This window comes from Photobacterium obscurum, from assembly GCF_026191635.1.
In the GTDB taxonomy this organism is placed as follows: Bacteria; Pseudomonadota; Gammaproteobacteria; order Enterobacterales; family Vibrionaceae; genus Photobacterium; species Photobacterium obscurum.
Genome location: NZ_JAKRRW010000003.1, coordinates 155,879 through 173,763, shown reverse-complemented (window position 1 = coordinate 173,763; position 17,885 = coordinate 155,879). Strand labels below are relative to the sequence as shown.

15 protein-coding genes are annotated in these 17,885 nt (G+C 45.8%); 8 read left to right on the top strand and 7 right to left on the bottom strand.

The features are described from left to right. Window positions 1-89 precede the first annotated feature (89 nt). The 4 genes from MD588_RS04945 to zipA all read right to left on the bottom strand — a co-directional run bounded on the left by MD588_RS04945 (window position 90) and on the right by zipA (window position 7,376). Window positions 90-1,493, bottom strand: coding sequence for an OprD family outer membrane porin (locus tag MD588_RS04945; RefSeq protein WP_265695822.1), 1,404 nt, complete (start codon window positions 1,491-1,493; stop codon window positions 90-92). A gap of 643 nt (window positions 1,494-2,136) precedes the next feature. Continuing rightward, on the bottom strand, window positions 2,137-3,543 hold the full coding sequence (locus tag MD588_RS04940) for an OprD family outer membrane porin (protein WP_265695821.1): 1,407 nt from the start codon (window positions 3,541-3,543) through the stop codon (window positions 2,137-2,139). Between the two features lie 590 nt (window positions 3,544-4,133). Further along, entirely contained in the window at window positions 4,134-6,149 is a 2,016-nt protein-coding gene (gene ligA / locus MD588_RS04935; RefSeq protein ID WP_265695819.1) for an NAD-dependent DNA ligase LigA, read from the bottom strand. A gap of 69 nt (window positions 6,150-6,218) precedes the next feature. Beyond that, window positions 6,219-7,376, bottom strand: a complete 1,158-nt coding sequence (gene zipA, locus MD588_RS04930) for a cell division protein ZipA (protein ID WP_265695817.1) — start codon at window positions 7,374-7,376, stop codon at window positions 6,219-6,221. A 408-nt stretch (window positions 7,377-7,784) separates the two neighbouring features. On the opposite strand from zipA, the gene cysZ reads away from it, so the two are divergent. From cysZ to crr, 5 genes are all read left to right on the top strand, one after another. After that, a complete protein-coding gene (cysZ, locus tag MD588_RS04925; protein ID WP_265695815.1) occupies window positions 7,785-8,546 on the top strand; it encodes a sulfate transporter CysZ in 762 nt (253 codons plus the stop codon). 294 nt (window positions 8,547-8,840) lie between these two features. Beyond that, window positions 8,841-9,809 carry a cysteine synthase A gene (gene cysK, locus MD588_RS04920; protein WP_265695814.1) on the top strand — a complete coding sequence of 323 codons (969 nt, stop codon included), beginning with the start codon at window positions 8,841-8,843 and terminating at the stop codon, window positions 9,807-9,809. A gap of 315 nt (window positions 9,810-10,124) precedes the next feature. Next, window positions 10,125-10,382 (top strand): HPr family phosphocarrier protein, encoded by a 258-nt coding sequence (locus tag MD588_RS04915; protein WP_265695812.1) that lies wholly within the window; start codon window positions 10,125-10,127, stop codon window positions 10,380-10,382. Window positions 10,383-10,437: 55 nt separating this feature from the next. Further along, the gene (gene ptsI / locus MD588_RS04910) at window positions 10,438-12,165 is read left to right on the top strand and encodes a phosphoenolpyruvate-protein phosphotransferase PtsI (protein ID WP_265695811.1); all 1,728 of its coding nucleotides are present in this window, start codon (window positions 10,438-10,440) and stop codon (window positions 12,163-12,165) included. Window positions 12,166-12,205: 40 nt separating this feature from the next. After that, window positions 12,206-12,715 (top strand): PTS glucose transporter subunit IIA, encoded by a 510-nt coding sequence (gene crr, locus MD588_RS04905; protein WP_265695809.1) that lies wholly within the window; start codon window positions 12,206-12,208, stop codon window positions 12,713-12,715. 210 nt (window positions 12,716-12,925) lie between these two features. On the opposite strand, the gene MD588_RS04900 is transcribed toward crr, so the two are convergent. Then, entirely contained in the window at window positions 12,926-13,843 is a 918-nt protein-coding gene (locus tag MD588_RS04900) for a Dyp-type peroxidase (RefSeq protein WP_407676541.1), read from the bottom strand. Between the two features lie 155 nt (window positions 13,844-13,998). On the opposite strand from MD588_RS04900, the gene MD588_RS04895 reads away from it, so the two are divergent. After that, complete coding sequence (locus MD588_RS04895; protein WP_265695806.1) at window positions 13,999-15,600, top strand: GGDEF domain-containing protein; 1,602 nt, start codon at window positions 13,999-14,001, stop codon at window positions 15,598-15,600. 3 nt (window positions 15,601-15,603) lie between these two features. Here MD588_RS04895 and MD588_RS04890 read toward each other — a convergent pair whose 3' ends face one another. Next, the gene (locus MD588_RS04890) at window positions 15,604-16,008 is read right to left on the bottom strand and encodes a hypothetical protein (RefSeq protein ID WP_265695805.1); all 405 of its coding nucleotides are present in this window, start codon (window positions 16,006-16,008) and stop codon (window positions 15,604-15,606) included. Window positions 16,009-16,013: 5 nt separating this feature from the next. Beyond that, entirely contained in the window at window positions 16,014-16,538 is a 525-nt protein-coding gene (locus MD588_RS04885; protein ID WP_265695804.1) for a DUF2919 domain-containing protein, read from the bottom strand. Window positions 16,539-16,945: 407 nt separating this feature from the next. On the opposite strand from MD588_RS04885, the gene MD588_RS04880 reads away from it, so the two are divergent. Further along, window positions 16,946-17,287: a DUF2956 domain-containing protein gene (locus MD588_RS04880; RefSeq protein ID WP_265695803.1), complete on the top strand. Its 342-nt coding sequence runs from the start codon at window positions 16,946-16,948 to the stop codon at window positions 17,285-17,287. A 79-nt stretch (window positions 17,288-17,366) separates the two neighbouring features. Further along, complete coding sequence (locus MD588_RS04875) at window positions 17,367-17,810, top strand: DUF1499 domain-containing protein (protein ID WP_265695801.1); 444 nt, start codon at window positions 17,367-17,369, stop codon at window positions 17,808-17,810. Window positions 17,811-17,885 lie beyond the last annotated feature (75 nt).

Below are 17,885 nucleotides of genomic sequence, written 5' to 3'. Positions count from 1 at the left end.
ATATCACTTGATAAAAGACGATTTAGAACACAATAAAAAAAGCCGAGCAACTGCCCGGCTTCTATTTATAAATCTGTAACCCGCTGATTTTACTTAACGGTAAATGGAATGGTTAGCGTTACTTTGATATCTGACTCATCTTGGAACAAGTTAGTGTACGGAGCCCAGTTACCTGCATCGGTATCGTTCACATACTCGGTGTAATAGAAGCCTAGGTTAGCCCCTTTCAGCGCACCGCCCTGAATTGCATAATTTGCAAAGATGCTGCCTGCGTACTCGAACAGGTCATCCACGTCGCTGATATCTGGAGAAGCAATACCGAATGCGCCAGATACGCCAGCACTGAAACCTTGAGCACCTATGTCGCTGAAATCACGAGATAGTGATGCAAAACCGGCAAATTCCCCGTCATGGTTAAAGTCAGAACGGTTGTTCCACCAGATATCGTAAGCCCCGTTTGAGCCACCGTATGCACTTGTTAAACGGTAAGACATGTTGCCAACAAGGCTATCATCAATACTTTCAGCTGCTGTATAGGTCGCTTCAGCTCGAACAGAGTATTGGCCAAAAGTTTTCGCCGACAAGAATGCTAACTGATAGGCCGTACTGTCAAACTGCTCGTCATCATCGACTACATAAGCCTGGCCAGATAGGTACCAGCCATTATCCAATGTGTGCTTCACTTTTACATGGGCATTCTTACGATCACCTTCGGTCAAACCAGCGTAAGCAACATCAACCAATAGACCATTACCAAACGTATAGCGGCCACCTACAGAGTAAGCATCGCCGGCATCTTCGCCATTCGTGGTTTGTAATTCGTATGTATCTTTGAACCAAGGCGCTTTGTAGCGTGTCGCGTACACCACACCTAAGTCTAAGTTACCGAACTTATAACCCGCTTCACCACCAAGGTAAGTACCCGCAGCATAGCTCCAGTTAACCCCCATTGCTGATGGCACTGACGGTTGGAAATAACCCAGTTTTGCTGTTCCGTCTTCACCCAACTTGAATTTGGCGGCGACAGTCTGGTAGCTAATGCCGTTATCGGTACAATCAGAGTCCCACTCCGCACCAGCCGATTCACCATCATTGTTCACACAACCAGTATTGGTGTCCGGATCCATATCGAATGGGTTATTAACGTTCCAAAAGTTCATTTCATGATCAGGCGAGCCGTTATTCCACATATCAAAGGTCGCATAAACGTTGAGATCTAACCCAACGACACCGCCGGCATAACCTGAATTGAAGTCAAGGCTGGTATAGATAGAGCCATGGTCGAGGTTCGTTGTTTTTGGTGTATCTTTACCGGTATCAGCATCAAAGCCACCACGAGTACGATCGCGCATCCAGAAATTAATCGCACCATTGATTGAGGAATCTTCGAAGAAACCGTCAGCATGCGCAGATGGTGCTGCAGTCAATGAAACACCGGCAACGATACCCAGTACTGCCGCACTTAGTACTGAACGTTTAAAAATGTTTTCCATGGAAATACTCCTAATAAACTAGCTGTTTTGTGTACTTAACCTCAAGTTGGCCGCCGGAGGATTCGTACACAGTTTTGTATTTGTGTTATTTCAAACACAGACAAGCCTAACCGCTTTTTTCGCCTCGTGAAGATAGTCCAGGGAAAACTATGATGACCTTCAAATCAGCGAAAACTAAAAAACAATAAATACTTACAAATCATTACATTAAGCGAAAAACAAAAGAAAACATAAAGCAAAATATAGCCATATTATGTGCACAGAGTCGCAATACATAAGCCCATAGAATCCATAAACCCTCCCCTATTTATAACCATTCAGTTTTCTATTTATTTTTTGATTTTTTTTAAACTCAAAAAAGTGATCCGTCTCACCTAAACGTGCTGGATAAATCGCTAGAGACAGAGTTCATTCAAGATTATTTCAAGAGCAAAACATAGTTAAGTCGGCGAATACACCTGTCACTGCTGATAACGGTAAAGCAGAATCAAACCGCCAGAAATAAAAGAGGTATATCAAGTTAAAAAAAAGAGGAATCAATACAGAAGAAGCAATAGCACAAATGGCCAATGAAGAAATTCTAAATAAAAAAAGCCGGGTAATTTACCCGGCTATTTATTAAATGAGTTAAAGCAGAATCGACTTACTTGATAGAGTAAGGAATTGTTAGTGTTACTTTAATGTCTGTCTCATCTTGGAACAAGTTAGTCCAACCAGCCCAGTTATCAGTATCAGTGTCGTTGACGTACTCAGTGTAATGGAAACCAACATTAGCACCTTCTAGCGCACCATTCTGGATAGCATAGCTGACAAACACACTACCGGCATATTCTGTTAGGTCATCAAGTCCTGCAACATCAGAAGAGGCAATACCCATTGCTGCAGACAAGCCAGCATTTAGGCCGGGAGCACCTAAGTCATTGAAATCACGAGATAATGAACCAAACACTGCAAGTTCGCCATCATGGTTGAAATCTGAACGGTTGTTCCACCAGATATCATAAGTACCATTTGAACCACCGTACTGAGCAGTCAGACGGTAGGCCATGTTACCCATGCTGTTTTCATCTACAGACTCAGCAACGGTGTAAGTTGCCTCACCACGCAATGAATAAGGGCCAAAGGATTTCGCTGACAGGAACGCAAACTGGTATGCAGTGCTGTCAAACTGCTCGTCATCATCTACCGCGTACACTTGACCAGAAAGATACAGGCCGCTGTCTAGTGTATGCTTCACTTTGAAGTGGGCATTCTTACGGTCGCCATCTGTTAGGCCTGCATATGCAGCATCAAACAAAAGGCCATTAGCTAGGGTATAGCGGCCACCAATAGAGTATGCATCACCAGCATCTTCGCCGTTAGTGGTTTGTAATTCATATGTATCTTTAAACCAGGGAGCCTTGTATCGTGTTGCATACACTGCACCTAAGTCCAAGTCACCAAACTTATAACCGACTTCACCACCTAAATAAGTACCGGCAGCAAAACTCCAGTTAACTCCCATTGCTGAAGGTACAGATGGCTGGAAGTAACCAAGCTTGGCAGTACCGTCTTCACCTAACTTGAACTTGGCTGCAACCGTTTGGTAGCTGATACCATTATCATTACAGTCAACGTTCCATTTACTTTCAGAACCTTCCTCACCCTGAGCATTTAGACAGTCACCAGTACTTGGATTCGTACCGCCAAACGGGTTATCTACATTCCAAAAGTTGAATTCATGATCTGCTGAAGCGTTCTGCCACATATCATATGTTGCATAAACATTCAGGTCGACACCAAATACATCACCCGCGTAGCCAGAATTGAAGCCCAGGTTAGTAAAGATTGAACCGTGGTCTAGGTTTGGTCTCTTCGGCCCATCTTCGCCGGTTTCCGCATCAAAACTTGCACGAGTACGATCGCGCAACATGAAGTTCATGGCGCCATTTATAGATGAATCTTCGAAGAAACCGCTCGCGTGAGCCGATGGGGCTACTGCAACAGCAGAACCTGCCATAATACCGACAACTACTGCGCTAAGCACTGAGCGTTTAAACATGTTTTCCATGGAATAACTCCTAAAAATACTAGCTGTATACCGATGTCTTTATGGTTGGCCGCCGAAGACACCGAGTAAAACTCCCAATATGTCAGCCGAAAACTAAATTCAGCTAAATCATATTTTTTTAGTTCTTTGAGAACCGCTGATTAACTTCAGCTATTAGACTACTTTCGCGGCGCAAAACATCAATGAGAACTTAATTTATTCTTTGAAAAATATGACTCAGTGCAAATTTCCACCGCTACAGTGATCCAGCTCAAACCTTTCCCGATATAAATATAAATAAACAAACAAACCGAATAAAAACAGAAGCTTAAAAAAACCTAAAAATGAGATGTGTGAATTCGATCTAAAAAACAAAATGGATGAAATTCGATTTTCACTGTAACGAGCGTCACGTTAACAAAAATAAAATGGAACTATTTGAGATATGAAAAATATCAAAAAGGTATAAATCGAGGAAAGGTATGAAGCGAGGAATATATGGCACTCTGCAGAAACAGAGTACCACCGTAGTTTATTTATATAATATTGAAACCATCAAACAATAAAAGTAGCCAATCAAACAATCACGACGAATTGATTGGTTGAATTAATTAACGATTGATAAGGTCAACCAGAGCTTGCTCGTCCCAGATTTCGATATCCAGCTCTTGGGCTTTTGCCAGTTTTGAGCCAGCAGCTTCGCCCGCAACTAGCAAGTCTGTTTTCTTGGACACAGAGCCTGTTACCTTAGCGCCTAGCTTCTGAAGTGCCGCTTTAGCATCAGAGCGAGTTAACTGCGACAATGAACCGGTCAACACCACTGTTTTACCTTCAAGCGGTAATTCGATGCCTTCTTCAGGCTTTTCAATCGCTGGCCAGTGAATACCCACCTCGAGTAAATCGTTTATTACCGCCAGGTTATGTTCTTCACGGAAAAAGTTGTACAAGTGGGCCGCAACAATGTCACCCACATCAGGCACTTCAATCAACTGCTCTTTGCTGGCCACTTTGATTGCATCAAGGTTTTCGAAATGGTTGGCCAGGTTCGCCGCTGTTGCCTCCCCGACTTCACGGATCCCCAACGAGTATAAGAAACGTGGTAATGTGGTCTGCTTTGACTTAGCGAGCGAATCCACCAGCTTCTGAGCAGATTTAGGCCCCATCCGATCAAGTACCGTGACGACGCCAGCAGAAAGCTTAAACAAATCTGCTGGTGTTGCGACCATTTCCCGATCAACCAGCTGCTCTATCACTTTTTCTCCGCAGCCATCGACGTCAAGCGCCTTACGTGAAACAAAATGCTTTAAGGCCTCTTTGCGCTGTGCCTGACAGAACAAACCACCAGAACAACGGGCTACGGCTTCGCCTTCAATACGCTCAACCTTTGACTCACACACCGGACACACTGTCGGGAAGACAATTGCTTCAGCATCATCGGGACGGTGGGACTTCACCACCGAGACAATCTGCGGGATCACATCACCGGCACGGCGAATGATCACCGTATCGCCAACCATAACGCCCAGGCGCTCGACTTCATCGGCATTATGCAGTGTGGCATTACTCACAGTCACCCCACCAACAAAGACCGGCTCCAGCTTCGCCACCGGGGTAATCGCGCCGGTACGGCCAACCTGAAACTCAACATTGTTAAGTCGGGTCATTTCTTCCTGTGCCGGGAACTTATAGGCAATGGCCCAACGCGGTGCTCGGGCAACGAATCCCAGCTGAACCTGAGTAGCCACATCATCAACTTTGATCACCACCCCATCAATCTCGTATGGCAGCGCCTGGCGCTTTTCGCCAATATCCTGATAGTAGGCAATCACATCACTCAACTGATCCAATTGGCGGATCTCAGGACACATCGGTACGCCCCAAGATTTGAGCTGCACCAATCGGTCATACTGGCTAGAAGCCAGCTCAAGGCCTTCAACAACACCGACAGAATAGGCATAAAAACTTAAAGGCCGGGTTGCGGTTATTTTAGAATCCAATTGACGCAGACTGCCCGCAGCAGCATTACGCGGGTTGGCAAAGGTCTTTTCGCCTTTCTTCTGCGCCCTTTCATTTAGCTCGTCGAAGCCCTTCTTCGGCATAAAGACTTCACCACGTACTTCCAGGCGCCTCGGCCAACCTTCGCCCTGTAGCTTTAACGGGATCGAGCGAATAGTGCGAACATTGGCGGTAATATTCTCACCTGTCGTACCATCACCTCGTGTTGCCGCCTGTACCAGCACGCCATTTTCATACATCAAGCTGACAGCCAAACCATCGAGTTTGGGCTCACAGCAATAGCTCAATGCCGAAGAAGATAGCAGGCGATCCAGCATACGCTTCTCAAACGCCTGTAAATCTTCATCGTTAAACGCATTATCCAGCGACAGCATTGGCAGTTCATGGGTAACCTGTGTAAAGCCATCCAGCGGCGCACCACCCACTCGCTGGCTCGGTGAATCAACCGTCATCAGCTCTGGGTGCTCAGCTTCTAGGGCCAGCAGCTGTTGCATCATTCGGTCATATTCAGCATCAGGGATCTCAGGGTTATCTTCGACGTAATAGCGGTGACCATGATATGCAAGTTGTTCGCGCAACACTGTCAGTTGCTGCTGGATGTCGTGACTCATTGTTCTTCCTATCGTATAAAAATAAGGCCCCTGAAAGGGGCCAAATTATATCTTATTTCGCAACCCGCGTTACGTTCGAGTATAAAGCTTTGCTTTCTCTCGGTATTCATCAATACGGTGAGGGGTGATCATTGCTCGCTCATGATCGAGCACATCGGCACCCAATTCATCAGCGACACGTTGTACCGTCTGAAGCATCTGATTAAAATTGTAATCCGCCCGACCTTCACACGGTAGCATCAGGTAAAATGCAATGCCCGGAGTTTCAAAAGCGTCAGCCCCGCCTTCAGGGAAATGCGCCGGATGTACCATATTGGTTACAGAGAAGATAACGGGGCCTGTACCGGCAACGTCTGCATGGCGGTGGTAAACCGAGTTTTCGCCAAAGTACAGGTTATTCTGCTCTAGGCTATTAAACAGCTTGGTACCGCGCAGGTTCTCACCATTACGTGCATGGACATTCAATACAAGATAATCAGGTTTTAGCTCTGGCTCTGGCTCTGGCTCTGGCTCTGGCTCTGGCTCTGGCTCTGGCTCTGGCATGATTGCTGTTTCAATAACAGGTTCAATCTCTAGTAGCGGCTCTTCGATCTCAGCGCGAAGAGGCTGCTCGCTTGGTTCTACCACAATCATTTCTTCGGTTGGCGTCAGTACCGGTGCCGGTAACTCACCCTCAACGCTCGCCGTTACTGGCTCAGACACTTGAGGCTGGATAGGCTCTGGCTGTTGGGCAGGGACTTTCTCTGCTTTTGAAACAACAGACTCTGAAGTCACCGGCTCTGACACCATAACTGTCGGGCTCGGTTCAGCTATTGCTTGCTTGGCGGCTGGCTTAACGGGTTCAACGTCAGGGCTCGTGCCAAGTTGTACATCTGGCTTAGCCGACATTTTCGGCAGATCTAATGCTGGTTCTGCAGTGAAGGTTTCTTCAGCAGGCTCCATCAAAGGATCGGCCTCAATCTTGCCACCAAAGTGAAGTTCTGGCTCTTTTCGAGACGGACGGGCTTTTTCCGGAATTGGTTCATCGCCGTTAACAACCCTAACGCTACCAACTCCATCCTGATCAAAACCATCCGCATCGACATTGTTAGATTCATCCAACTTGCCCAGAGGCTTTTCACCAAACTTAGCGGGTTTTTCCTTCCGGCTGCTCCACAGGCCATGCAACAGTAACGCTGCAATAGCCAGCGCGCCGACAATAATAAGAACCAGACGCAATTCCTGCATATGAATACTCTGAATTTACTCGTTACCCATAACGGGACTAATGACAAACGATGTTTCATCGGGCAGCTCAGGCTCGAATATGTCGAGTTCTGAACTAAACCTAATAATTCTATACCAATTCCTTTAATTATCTTGCTATACAATAAGGCAGATAATTAAAGGAATTACCTCTAATGTACCAAATCTCAAATCAGAATGAGAAGATGATTATCGTGATTCGTGCAAGATAGTGCTGCCGAGCACAAAATCGAGCAAAATTAATACAGAATAGCGCACTTTTTCTGCTTTATTCTTCTATACCATTCAGATGATATTTGATTCGATGCACCATCCGCCGTTAACATGCACTTACTATTCTTTTCTCGGATTGAAAATCCCTCGCGAGAAAAGTGCATGAAGGAGAATCAGATGTACCAATCGCCAGCAATTCAAAACCCGGTCAGCGGAGCCGGCTATTTTTTCAAAGGAATGTCATTAGCGCTGCAACCAGGTACCCGCCGCTTTGTCATTTTACCCCTGCTGGTGAATATCGTACTGTTCGGCAGTGCCTTTGGCTTCGTGTTGAGCCAGCTGGGTGACTGGATAGATAGTTGGATGGCTTACTTGCCACAGTGGCTTGACTGGTTGTCATACTTACTATGGCCACTACTGGCCATTGCGACCCTAGTTACCTTTTCCTATCTGTTCAGTACCATTGCCAACTGGATTGCAGCGCCGTTTAACGGACTGCTAGCCGAACACCTAGAGGCCAAGTTAACCGGCGAGCCCACACCGGATGCGGGACTAAAAGATATTCTTAAAGATTTGCCACGTATCATGCACCGGGAGTGGATAAAGCTAAAATACTACCTGCCAAAAGCACTCGGTTTGTTTATTTTGCTCTGGATCCCAGCAATCGGCCAAACCGTCGGACCAGTGCTGTGGTTCTTGTTCAGCGCCTGGATGATGAGTATCCAATATGCTGACTACCCATTTGATAACCACAAGGTACCGTTCACTACCATGCGCGATGCCCTTAAGGTCAAACGTGGAAAATCACTAAGTTTCGGTAGCTTGGTAATGCTATTTACCATGACCCCGCTACTAAATCTTGTCGTTATGCCGATCGCGGTTTGCGGTGCAACGGCAATGTGGGTCGATCATTACCGGGAGCAGTACCGGATCCGGTAGGGATACGATCCTAGATAAAGCGTAAACCTGAAAGCGAGAGCCAATGGCTCTCGCTTTTTGTTTGGGGCCTGGGTCAAAGGCCTCAAGTAAGTGTCAAGCCCTGCTCCTTCCTAAGACCAGCTCTTCCAAGGACCCGTTTTTTTTCGAGCCCGCCCTTCCTCTAAAAACCAGGTTATAGGATCTCGCCCTCTTATATAACAATAAGATATAACAATTAATTACTTTCCAAATATCAATCACCGTTTATGCTTAATCTGTCATTTGTTGAAAACGTGTCACGAAGGAACGACAAGCATGAGCAAGATTTACGAAGATAACTCCCTAACGATTGGTAACACCCCGCTAGTTCGTCTTAACCGTGTTAGTAAAGGCAATGTCCTAGCCAAAATTGAAGCTCGCAACCCTAGCTTCAGTGTTAAGTGCCGTATTGGCGCAAATATGATTTGGGATGCAGAAAAAAAAGGTATCTTGAAAGAAGGTGTTGAGCTTGTAGAACCAACCAGTGGTAATACAGGTATTGCCCTGGCTTTTGTGGCTGCTGCACGAGGCTACAAGCTGACCCTAACAATGCCTGAGAGCATGAGCCTGGAACGTCGTAAGTTGCTTAAAGCTCTAGGTGCAAACTTGGTACTGACTGAAGCACCAAAAGGCATGAAGGGCGCGATTGAAAAAGCCGAAGAAATTGTTGCATCTGCGCCATCAAAGTATCTGCTACTTCAGCAGTTCAACAACCCTGCTAACCCGGAAATTCATGAGAAAACAACCGGGCCTGAAGTTTGGGATGCGACTGATGGTGAAATTGATGTCTTCGTTTCCGGTGTGGGTACTGGCGGTACGCTAACCGGTGTCAGCCGTTTTATCAAACAGCAGAAAGGCAAATCGATCACTACCGTTGCCGTTGAACCTTCTGAGTCTCCGGTTATCACCCAAACACTAAACGGAGATGAGGTTCAGCCTGCTCCGCACAAGATTCAGGGGATCGGTGCCGGCTTCATTCCAGGCAACCTAGACCTAGCTCTAATTGATGAGGTTGAGCGTGTTAGTTCTGAAGACTCCATCGAAATGGCACGTCGCCTGATGGATGAAGAGGGTATTCTGGCGGGAATTTCTTCCGGTGCCGCCGTTGTGGCTGCCAACCGCATTGCAGAACGACCTGAGTTTGCCGGCAAAAACATTGTTGTAGTGCTACCAAGTTCAGGTGAGCGTTACCTATCAACCGCTCTGTTTGCGGGTATCTTCACAGAAAAAGAAACCCAACAGTGATCACATTTTATAATGATAGATTGCTTTTTGTTGCTTAAAAGCCCCCCCAGAGGGGGCTTTTTTGTTGCATTTTAATCCTAGCTTTAATATAAATCCGTTGCGTTTTATTTTTAGCGTCGAAATAAAAGGTCAACAATCGACCATTTTGATGCAACCAAAGCAAGAAATGTCACAAAAACTTGACTTGGATTAAGCAAAAACGCCGAACTGTTGGGTAGTTTATACTCCAGATTAGCAAGCATACGTTATCCACGTTAAGCTTTCTTTCAGTTACGTTAATATTAAATAAATACTATATCTACATCGGGGTGAAAAATGTATCAGAAGCAAGTTGAGATCACTGCAGAAAACGGCCTACACACTCGTCCAGCGGCTCAGTTCGTTAAAGAAGCTAAAGCTTTCGACGCTGACATCACTGTGACTTCAAACGGTAAGAGTGCAAGCGCTAAAAGCCTGTTCAAACTACAAACTCTAGGTCTAGTTAAAGGCACACTAGTGACTATCTCTGCAGAAGGTGCTCAGGCACAAGCAGCTGTAGATCACCTTGTAGCTCTAATGGATGAACTGCACTAATTCGCAGTTCGTTTATTACTACTTCCCCTAGTTTAAGTTAATTTAAGGTACGGCTATGATTTCAGGTATCCTGGCATCTCCTGGTATTGCTTTTGGTAAAGCACTACTGCTGCAGGAAGAAGAGATTGTTCTAGACAAGGCTCCAATTGCTGCAGACCAAATCGAGAGCGAAATTCAACGTTTCTTCGATGCTCGAAAAAAATCTTCTGAGCAACTAGAAGTAATCAAAGAAAAAGCACGTGTCACCTTCGGTGAAGAGAAGGAAGCGATCTTTGAAGGTCACATCATGTTGCTGGAAGATGAAGAGCTTGAAGAAGAAATCATAGCCTTCATTAAAGACAACAATGCCTGTGCTGCCCTGGCAATTCATTCAATTATTGAAGAGCAGGCATCTACACTAGAATCTCTAGACGACGAATACCTAAAAGAGCGTGCAACGGACATCCGTGATATCGGTAACCGCTTTGTTAAAAACGCGCTGGGTATCAACATCGTTAACCTAAGTGCTATCAATGAAGAAGTGATTCTGGTTGCCAACGACCTAACGCCTTCAGAGACTGCACAAATCAACCTAGATTACGTTCTTGGCTTCATTACAGATATCGGTGGCCGTACTTCGCACACCTCTATCATGGCGCGTTCTCTAGAACTACCTGCAATTGTAGGTACCAACGACATTACAGCTCAGGTTAAGAACGGCGACATGCTGGTTCTTGATGCAATCAACAATCAGATTGTTATCAACCCAACCGAAGAAGAGCTAACCAAATTCAAAGCGATCCGTGACGCTCACATTGCTGAAAAAGAAGAACTGGCTAAACTGAAAGATCTTCCGGCAATTACGCTAGACGGCAAGCAGGTTGAAGTATGCGGTAACATCGGTACAGTTAAAGACTGTGACGGCATAAACCGTAACGGCGGTGAAGGTGTTGGCCTGTACCGTACTGAGTTCCTGTTCATGGATCGTGATTCTCTTCCTACCGAAGAAGAGCAGTACCAAGCTTACAAAGAAGTTGCTGAGGCAATGCACGGCGAGCCAGTGATTATCCGTACTATGGATATCGGTGGTGACAAAGATCTACCATACCTGGATCTTCCAAAAGAGATGAACCCATTCCTGGGCTGGCGCGCAGTTCGTATCAGCCTAGATCGTCGTGAGATCCTACGTGATCAGCTTCGCGGTATCCTACGTGCATCTGCGCACGGTAAGATCCGTATCATGTTCCCGATGATTATTTCTGTTGAAGAAATCCGTGAACTAAAAGCAGCTATCGAAGAGTACAAAGCAGAACTTCGCGCTGAAGGCCTAGCATTCGATGAAAACATTGAAATTGGTGTGATGGTTGAAACGCCGGCTGCAGCGGCTATCGCTCACCACCTTGCGAAAGAAGTTGCCTTCTTTAGTATTGGTACAAACGACTTAACCCAGTATACTCTTGCAGTTGACCGTGGTAATGAGCTGATTTCTCACCTATACAACCCGCTATCGCCGGCTGTACTTACTGTGATTAAGCAAGTTATTGATGCTTCTCACAAAGAAGGTAAGTGGACTGGTATGTGTGGCGAGCTTGCTGGTGACGAACGTGCTACCCTACTGCTATTAGGTATGGGTCTGGACGAGTTCAGCATGAGCGGGATTTCAATTCCACGCATTAAGAAAGTTATCCGTAACGCTAACTTTGCTGATGTTAAAGCTATGGCCGAGCAAGCACTTGCTATGCCAACAGCAGCTGAAATCGAAGCACACGTAGAAAAATTCATCGCAGAAAAGACCATCTGCTAATATAGCTGCAGATAGAATAACAACGCTTAGGAGCAACGATATGGGTCTGTTTGACAAATTGAAGAAGCTGGTTTCTGACGACAGCAACGAAGCTGGTGCAATCGAAATTATCGCACCACTTTCTGGTGAAATCGTAAACATCGAAGATGTGCCAGATGTTGTTTTCGCTGAGAAAATCGTTGGTGACGGTATCGCTATCAAACCTGCTGGCAGCAAGATGGTTGCACCAGTAAACGGTACTATCGGCAAGATCTTCGAAACTAACCACGCTTTCTCTATTGAGTCTGACGATGGTATCGAACTATTCGTTCACTTCGGTATCGACACTGTTGAACTGAAAGGTGAAGGCTTCACTCGCGTCGCTGAGGAAGGCCAAACAGTTAAAGTTGGTGACACAGTCATTGAATTCGATCTAGCTCTTCTAGAAGAGAAAGCGAAATCAACTCTGACTCCTGTTGTTATCTCTAACATGGACGAAATCAAAGAGCTGAACAAACTGTCTGGTGCAACGATTGTGGGTGAAACTCCAGTTCTTCGCATCAAAAAGTAAGATTGTTTAAATCTTAATAAAAACGCAGCCCAAGGGCTGCGTTTTTTTATACCTGAAATTGCGAAACCAGTTCCTGGCACCTAATTCCTGGAAAAAGCAAAAAAGCGAGAACAATTGGCTCTCGCTTTTCTATTTAGGGTTCTGGATCCTGCTGGCAGAATTCAGAAGCTTCAAGGAACTCTCAAGCTCTTCCTCTAGGAACTCAATACCTTACAACGAATTCAACATCTCTACCGACGGCGCGAAGAAGTAAGCTCCGGTTACCGCTTTGGTAAAGCGCAGCATCATATCGGTTTTACCGTCTGTTTCCCCGTACATGCTTTCTAGCATCGCATTGAAGTTATGCTGGGTATTACAGTAAGCAATGAATAACAGGCCGTGATCACCCGTTACAGAGCCATATGGCAAGCTATGGCGGACAATCTTAAGCCCCTTCCCTTCTTCTTTGATATCAACACGGCCAACATGTGAAGTTGCCGGTACATCATCGAGTTCGATAGAGTCAGGCTTAGTACGACCAATAATCTTCTCCTGCGCCTGAACAGTCTGCTTGTTCCATGCAGGCAAGCGATGAACAAAGCGCTGTACCATCACAAAACTACCGCCAGCAAAGTCGCCTTCCTTAATTAAGGCCACATCGCTGCGTGATTCTAGTGTCTTCGGATTTTCGGTACCATCGATAAAATCCGTCATGTCGCGGGAGTCTAGGTATTTATAGCCGTACGTTTCATCCAGAACCTCAACCTCTTCGGCAATAGGCTGCAAGAACTGACGTAATGCATAGAAGTTCAAATCGTGACGGCTCGAGTTGACATGCAGTAGAATATCACCACCGGTTGCAGGGGCTGTAATATCACCCTCACCCAGGGCACGGAAATCTTCAAACTCAGCAGGGCAGCCCTTGTCGAGGGATTGCCAGAAAGACTTACCAAAAGCAACACTCGCACGTAAGTTCGCGTCTGACTGCTGCTCATTCAATGATGTCAATTTCTGGTGAAAGGTTTGACACTGCGAAATAACAGCTCGCTTATCTCCTACAACCTTCATAACAACATACAAGGCAAACGGCCCGGCTTCCGGTAAGATTGCAGGTTGCGCGATAGTCATATTATTCTCCTGATTGGTCAATTGAACACAATATTATTAGCTAATTATACCGCTCTTCTATCTCCATAAATAGATCATGGTCACTGCTCTCAATAAACAACATCCCTCCTTTACTTCAGGATATTAGTTTACCAGAATATCTTCGGACGCAACTAAATGGCATACAATTGCATAACGTGAAGAAGTCACTTTACCTGTTCTCATCCGTGATTCTAATGATACTGACTATGCCAGCCCTGGCACTGGAAAACGTGTCGCTTCAGCTGCGTTGGTTGCACCAGGCACAGTTTGCCGGTTTTTATATGGCAAAAGAGAAAGACTTTTATCACGATGCCGGACTCAATGTCACCATCAGGCCCGGTGGAAATAACAAGGTTCCGATCAATGAAGTCCTGGAGAAAAAAGCGGATTTTGGCGTGGGCAATACCGAGGTGCTTGTCGCATACGGCCATGGCTTTCCTCTCGTTGCCCTTGCTGCAATTTTCCAGAACTCCCCCTCTGTGCTTATAGCCAAAGCCAACAGCGATATCCAAACAATTCATGATATGGTCGGCAAGCGTGTGATGATGTTCTCGGGGACTGAAGATGCCGAACTGATAGTATTACTTTCCCATCATAATATCGCTCTGTCCGATCTTGAGCAGGTAACGACATCGGCAAACATTGATGATCTACTTAATGGCAAAGTCGATGTCTTTAATGGTTACCTGACTAACGAGCCCTACTATTTGCAAGAACGCAGCGAAGAAGCCTTGCTCTTCAAACCCGCTGACTATGGCATCAACTTTTACAGTGATGTGTTATTTACCCATCAGAACTTTGTCGATAACAAGCCAGAAACTGTCGAGCGCTTTATCGCAGCGAGCATTCAGGGTTGGTATTATGCGCTCAGTCATATTGAAGAAACCTTGGATGTCATAGAGCAACAGTACCGGCCTAAAAAAACCCGCGCTCATCTTGCTTTCGAACTAGAAACGGCAGCAAAAATGATCATGCCCGAGCTAATAGAAGTCGGACACATGAACCCTAGCCGCTGGCAAATAATTGCCGACGAGCTAACGCAACTTAATATCATTCCCCATACAAGGATCGATGGCAACTTCCTGTATTCACAACGTGAAGAAATAAAATGGCAGGATTTGAAATTTTGGATACAGATCGGCACCTTACTACTGACTGTAACGTCCTTGACTGCCGGTTACTTCTCTTATGTTAACCGACAACTCAAACAAGAAGTCTCGCGTCGGATAAAGGCTGAACGAAAGGCCGAAGAGATGGCCCGGAAAGATACGCTCACCGGTATTGCCAACCGTTACGCACTGATTAAAGAACTGCACCGAACAGTCAACGACATTAAACCGAACCAGGCGAGCCCTGCCTTGTTATTTATAGATCTTGATGACTTTAAAGCCGTCAATGATACCTATGGCCATCATGTCGGTGATCGCGTATTGCAACAGTTTTGCTTTAGAGTCGAGGCTCAGCTAACAGATAAACGCAGCTTTTTTGCCCGGCTTGCAGGAGACGAGTTTGTTATTCTGCTGAAAAACACCTCAGCAAGCGACGCAATGGCCCAGGCAGAACAGATCTCGGCGCTCGCCAGCAAGCCCTTTACGGTCAGCCAAAATAAAATTCAGATTGGCGCCAGTGTTGGTATTACTTTCTATCGCTGTGGGGATACCCCCGATTATTTCTTGTCGCGGGCAGATACCAAAATGTACCGAAACAAAAAACGCTCCCGAAAGGAGCGCTTTGAATCTCTTGTCAGTACCGACTAAGCATCAAACCGAAGTGACTTCAACCTGAAGCTTTACCTGCTCGTCAGCATCACCATCAACGGTTTCAAACGAGGCCGGTGAATTAAGGCCTGTTGATATCGTTGGCGAAATAATAGTACGCCAAGCTCCATCATCCAGCCGCTCTTGAACCTTGAAGGCTATTTTAACCTCCTCGGCTGACACTTCGAGCAACTCGGCGCTGCCCACGAGTTCACGCAGGTGAGTACTTTCGTCGACGGTACCAAAAAATACGGTTTCTTCGCCCGGAAGCAGAGACAGTGATGTGTTTACACTCTGTGTACCACCAGCGCTTGATAGCTCAAAATTTACATCCAATAGCCAGTCTGCCATGGCTAGCGGGCTTAAAAAGGCACTAAAAAGGACTAACCCTTTACCCCATTCGTTCATTTGCTTTACCTCTCCAAAGGCTTATCCGCAAACGTATTCCTGACTCGGGTGCTCCTCACCAGATAAACGATCAACCACAAGGTCAGTAAAAGAGTGACGGCTTGGGTCCACCGGAAGGCACCGTGTATAAGAGACAGTTGATACACTTGCAAAGCACAATCTGCCATATAGGCAACAAGCAATATGGTCTTGCCCTGCTGCCATAATGTATTTATTAGTTTATTGTTTTTGTATCGCTGACCCGTCAGCCACATTAAAAACAATGCCGGCAGACCGATCGCCATTCCGAAATACAAATTATCCCGCAATGGATATAAAACCTCTAAAATTTGCGCGCCCTGCTCTCGGCTGGCACCGGCCATCACGAAGACAACCCATGCCTTGGCACTAAAGGCTAGCGTGAGCCATAGCATTGCAGAGGGCTTTAGCAAACCATGCTTGTCATAAGCATCTATCGGATAAAGCAAACCATTTCCCCATATACTCTTTCTCTTTAAGCAATGGAGGTTCAGATCGGCAATTTCAACCAAGAGCCAAGTAGCACACCAAATTTATTGTGTAGACACCATAATTCATCTTGTTTTAATCACAACCTGATAGTGATTAATTCTGTGGCTCACCGCACTTTTCAATTGTTCATCTTGTAGCCAAGATCACGTTTCGTTCCAACAAAAACGTGTTTTTTCTTATTTTATTACATACCTCACAACTGAAACGGAACTCGGCAAATTTTATAAAAACAGCATTCAAATATAGATGTATCATGGCTTTAGGACTAATACTTTAGTTTTAAACAAACTGTACGTTCATCATTCACATGATGAAATATTCCTACATATGTTAGGGCTATTTATGTTCTCTGTGAGCTCGCAACTCACCTCAGTCAGGGTATAATCCCAATAAAAGCATTTACTAGCAGATCCTCAGTGGAACGAGTATGACGACGAAAAAACAGCAGAATACCCCGTCACCGGAAACCCAGGCCGAAGCGATGAAAATTGCCCGGGCGACTCAGAAACCGGGCCAAACCAAAGAGCAAACTAAGCTTATCGCCCAGGGAATCCAAAAAGGAATCGAGCAATACAAGCGCCAGCAAAAAGTAAAAGCGCGGGAGCGGGACAAACAGCGCAAGAAACAAACCAAGGAAAAGTTGGCTCCGCAAGCACAGGAAACCTCAGCACCAGAAGTCGAAATCCAGCAGGTCTACAAGCAACATTGGCTACCCTGGCTGTTACTTGCTCTGTCATGGGCTGGGTTTGCCGCTTTCCTGCTGAAGTAACGGTACCAGCCAGTAGCTAAAAAAGTGGCGAGACTTAACCATATTGAGCTTGCTAGGGCCTGTTTATCAAGGACATGATATGAAAAACGCGTTTATTGCACTCACCAGCTTAGCTCTGTTCGGCTGCACCAATGGAGATAGCCTCCCTTCCATTCAGCCAGACCGCACCGGAGAAACCTGTGGTGATAAACCCAACTGTGTTTCTACCATCGACACACGAGCAGATCACCAACTCGCTCGATTCGAACTCACCCTGAACGGGCAGCAAAACTGGCAGGCCATAAAAGAGCTTGCCCTTGCGCTACCCGGTGCCAGCCTTGGCCAGCAAAGTGACAATTACATTCGAGTTGAATGCCGCAGCAAATTCTTCCAGTTTGTCGATGACTTTGAGGTAAGACTTCAGGGACAAGAAGCTGTCGTCCGTTCCGAATCACGAACGGGATACTCGGACTTCGGTGTTAACCGTGAACGCGCCGATCTTTTCCGCCAGTACCTTAATGATGCGGGATACCTGAAACACTAGCACTCGAACATCACTTATGACGGCTAGGAATAGTTTTTAGTTGATAATGATTACCATTTAGATCTATATTATCAA

What these genes read in the sequence shown, in the direction of transcription:
- MD588_RS04915 (WP_265695812.1), top strand. Translation starts at nt 10,125, where the DNA reads ATGTATCAGAAGCAAGTTGAGATCACTGCAGAAAACGGCCTACACACT.
- ptsI (WP_265695811.1), top strand. Translation starts at nt 10,438, where the DNA reads ATGATTTCAGGTATCCTGGCATCTCCTGGTATTGCTTTTGGTAAAGCA.
- cysZ (WP_265695815.1), top strand. Translation starts at nt 7,785, where the DNA reads ATGTACCAATCGCCAGCAATTCAAAACCCGGTCAGCGGAGCCGGCTAT.
- MD588_RS04945 (WP_265695822.1), bottom strand. Translation starts at nt 1,493, where the DNA reads ATGGAAAACATTTTTAAACGTTCAGTACTAAGTGCGGCAGTACTGGGT.
- zipA (WP_265695817.1), bottom strand. Translation starts at nt 7,376, where the DNA reads ATGCAGGAATTGCGTCTGGTTCTTATTATTGTCGGCGCGCTGGCTATT.
- MD588_RS04880 (WP_265695803.1), top strand. Translation starts at nt 16,946, where the DNA reads ATGACGACGAAAAAACAGCAGAATACCCCGTCACCGGAAACCCAGGCC.
- MD588_RS04875 (WP_265695801.1), top strand. Translation starts at nt 17,367, where the DNA reads ATGAAAAACGCGTTTATTGCACTCACCAGCTTAGCTCTGTTCGGCTGC.
- MD588_RS04890 (WP_265695805.1), bottom strand. Translation starts at nt 16,008, where the DNA reads ATGAACGAATGGGGTAAAGGGTTAGTCCTTTTTAGTGCCTTTTTAAGC.
- MD588_RS04940 (WP_265695821.1), bottom strand. Translation starts at nt 3,543, where the DNA reads ATGGAAAACATGTTTAAACGCTCAGTGCTTAGCGCAGTAGTTGTCGGT.
- cysK (WP_265695814.1), top strand. Translation starts at nt 8,841, where the DNA reads ATGAGCAAGATTTACGAAGATAACTCCCTAACGATTGGTAACACCCCG.
- crr (WP_265695809.1), top strand. Translation starts at nt 12,206, where the DNA reads ATGGGTCTGTTTGACAAATTGAAGAAGCTGGTTTCTGACGACAGCAAC.
- ligA (WP_265695819.1), bottom strand. Translation starts at nt 6,149, where the DNA reads ATGAGTCACGACATCCAGCAGCAACTGACAGTGTTGCGCGAACAACTT.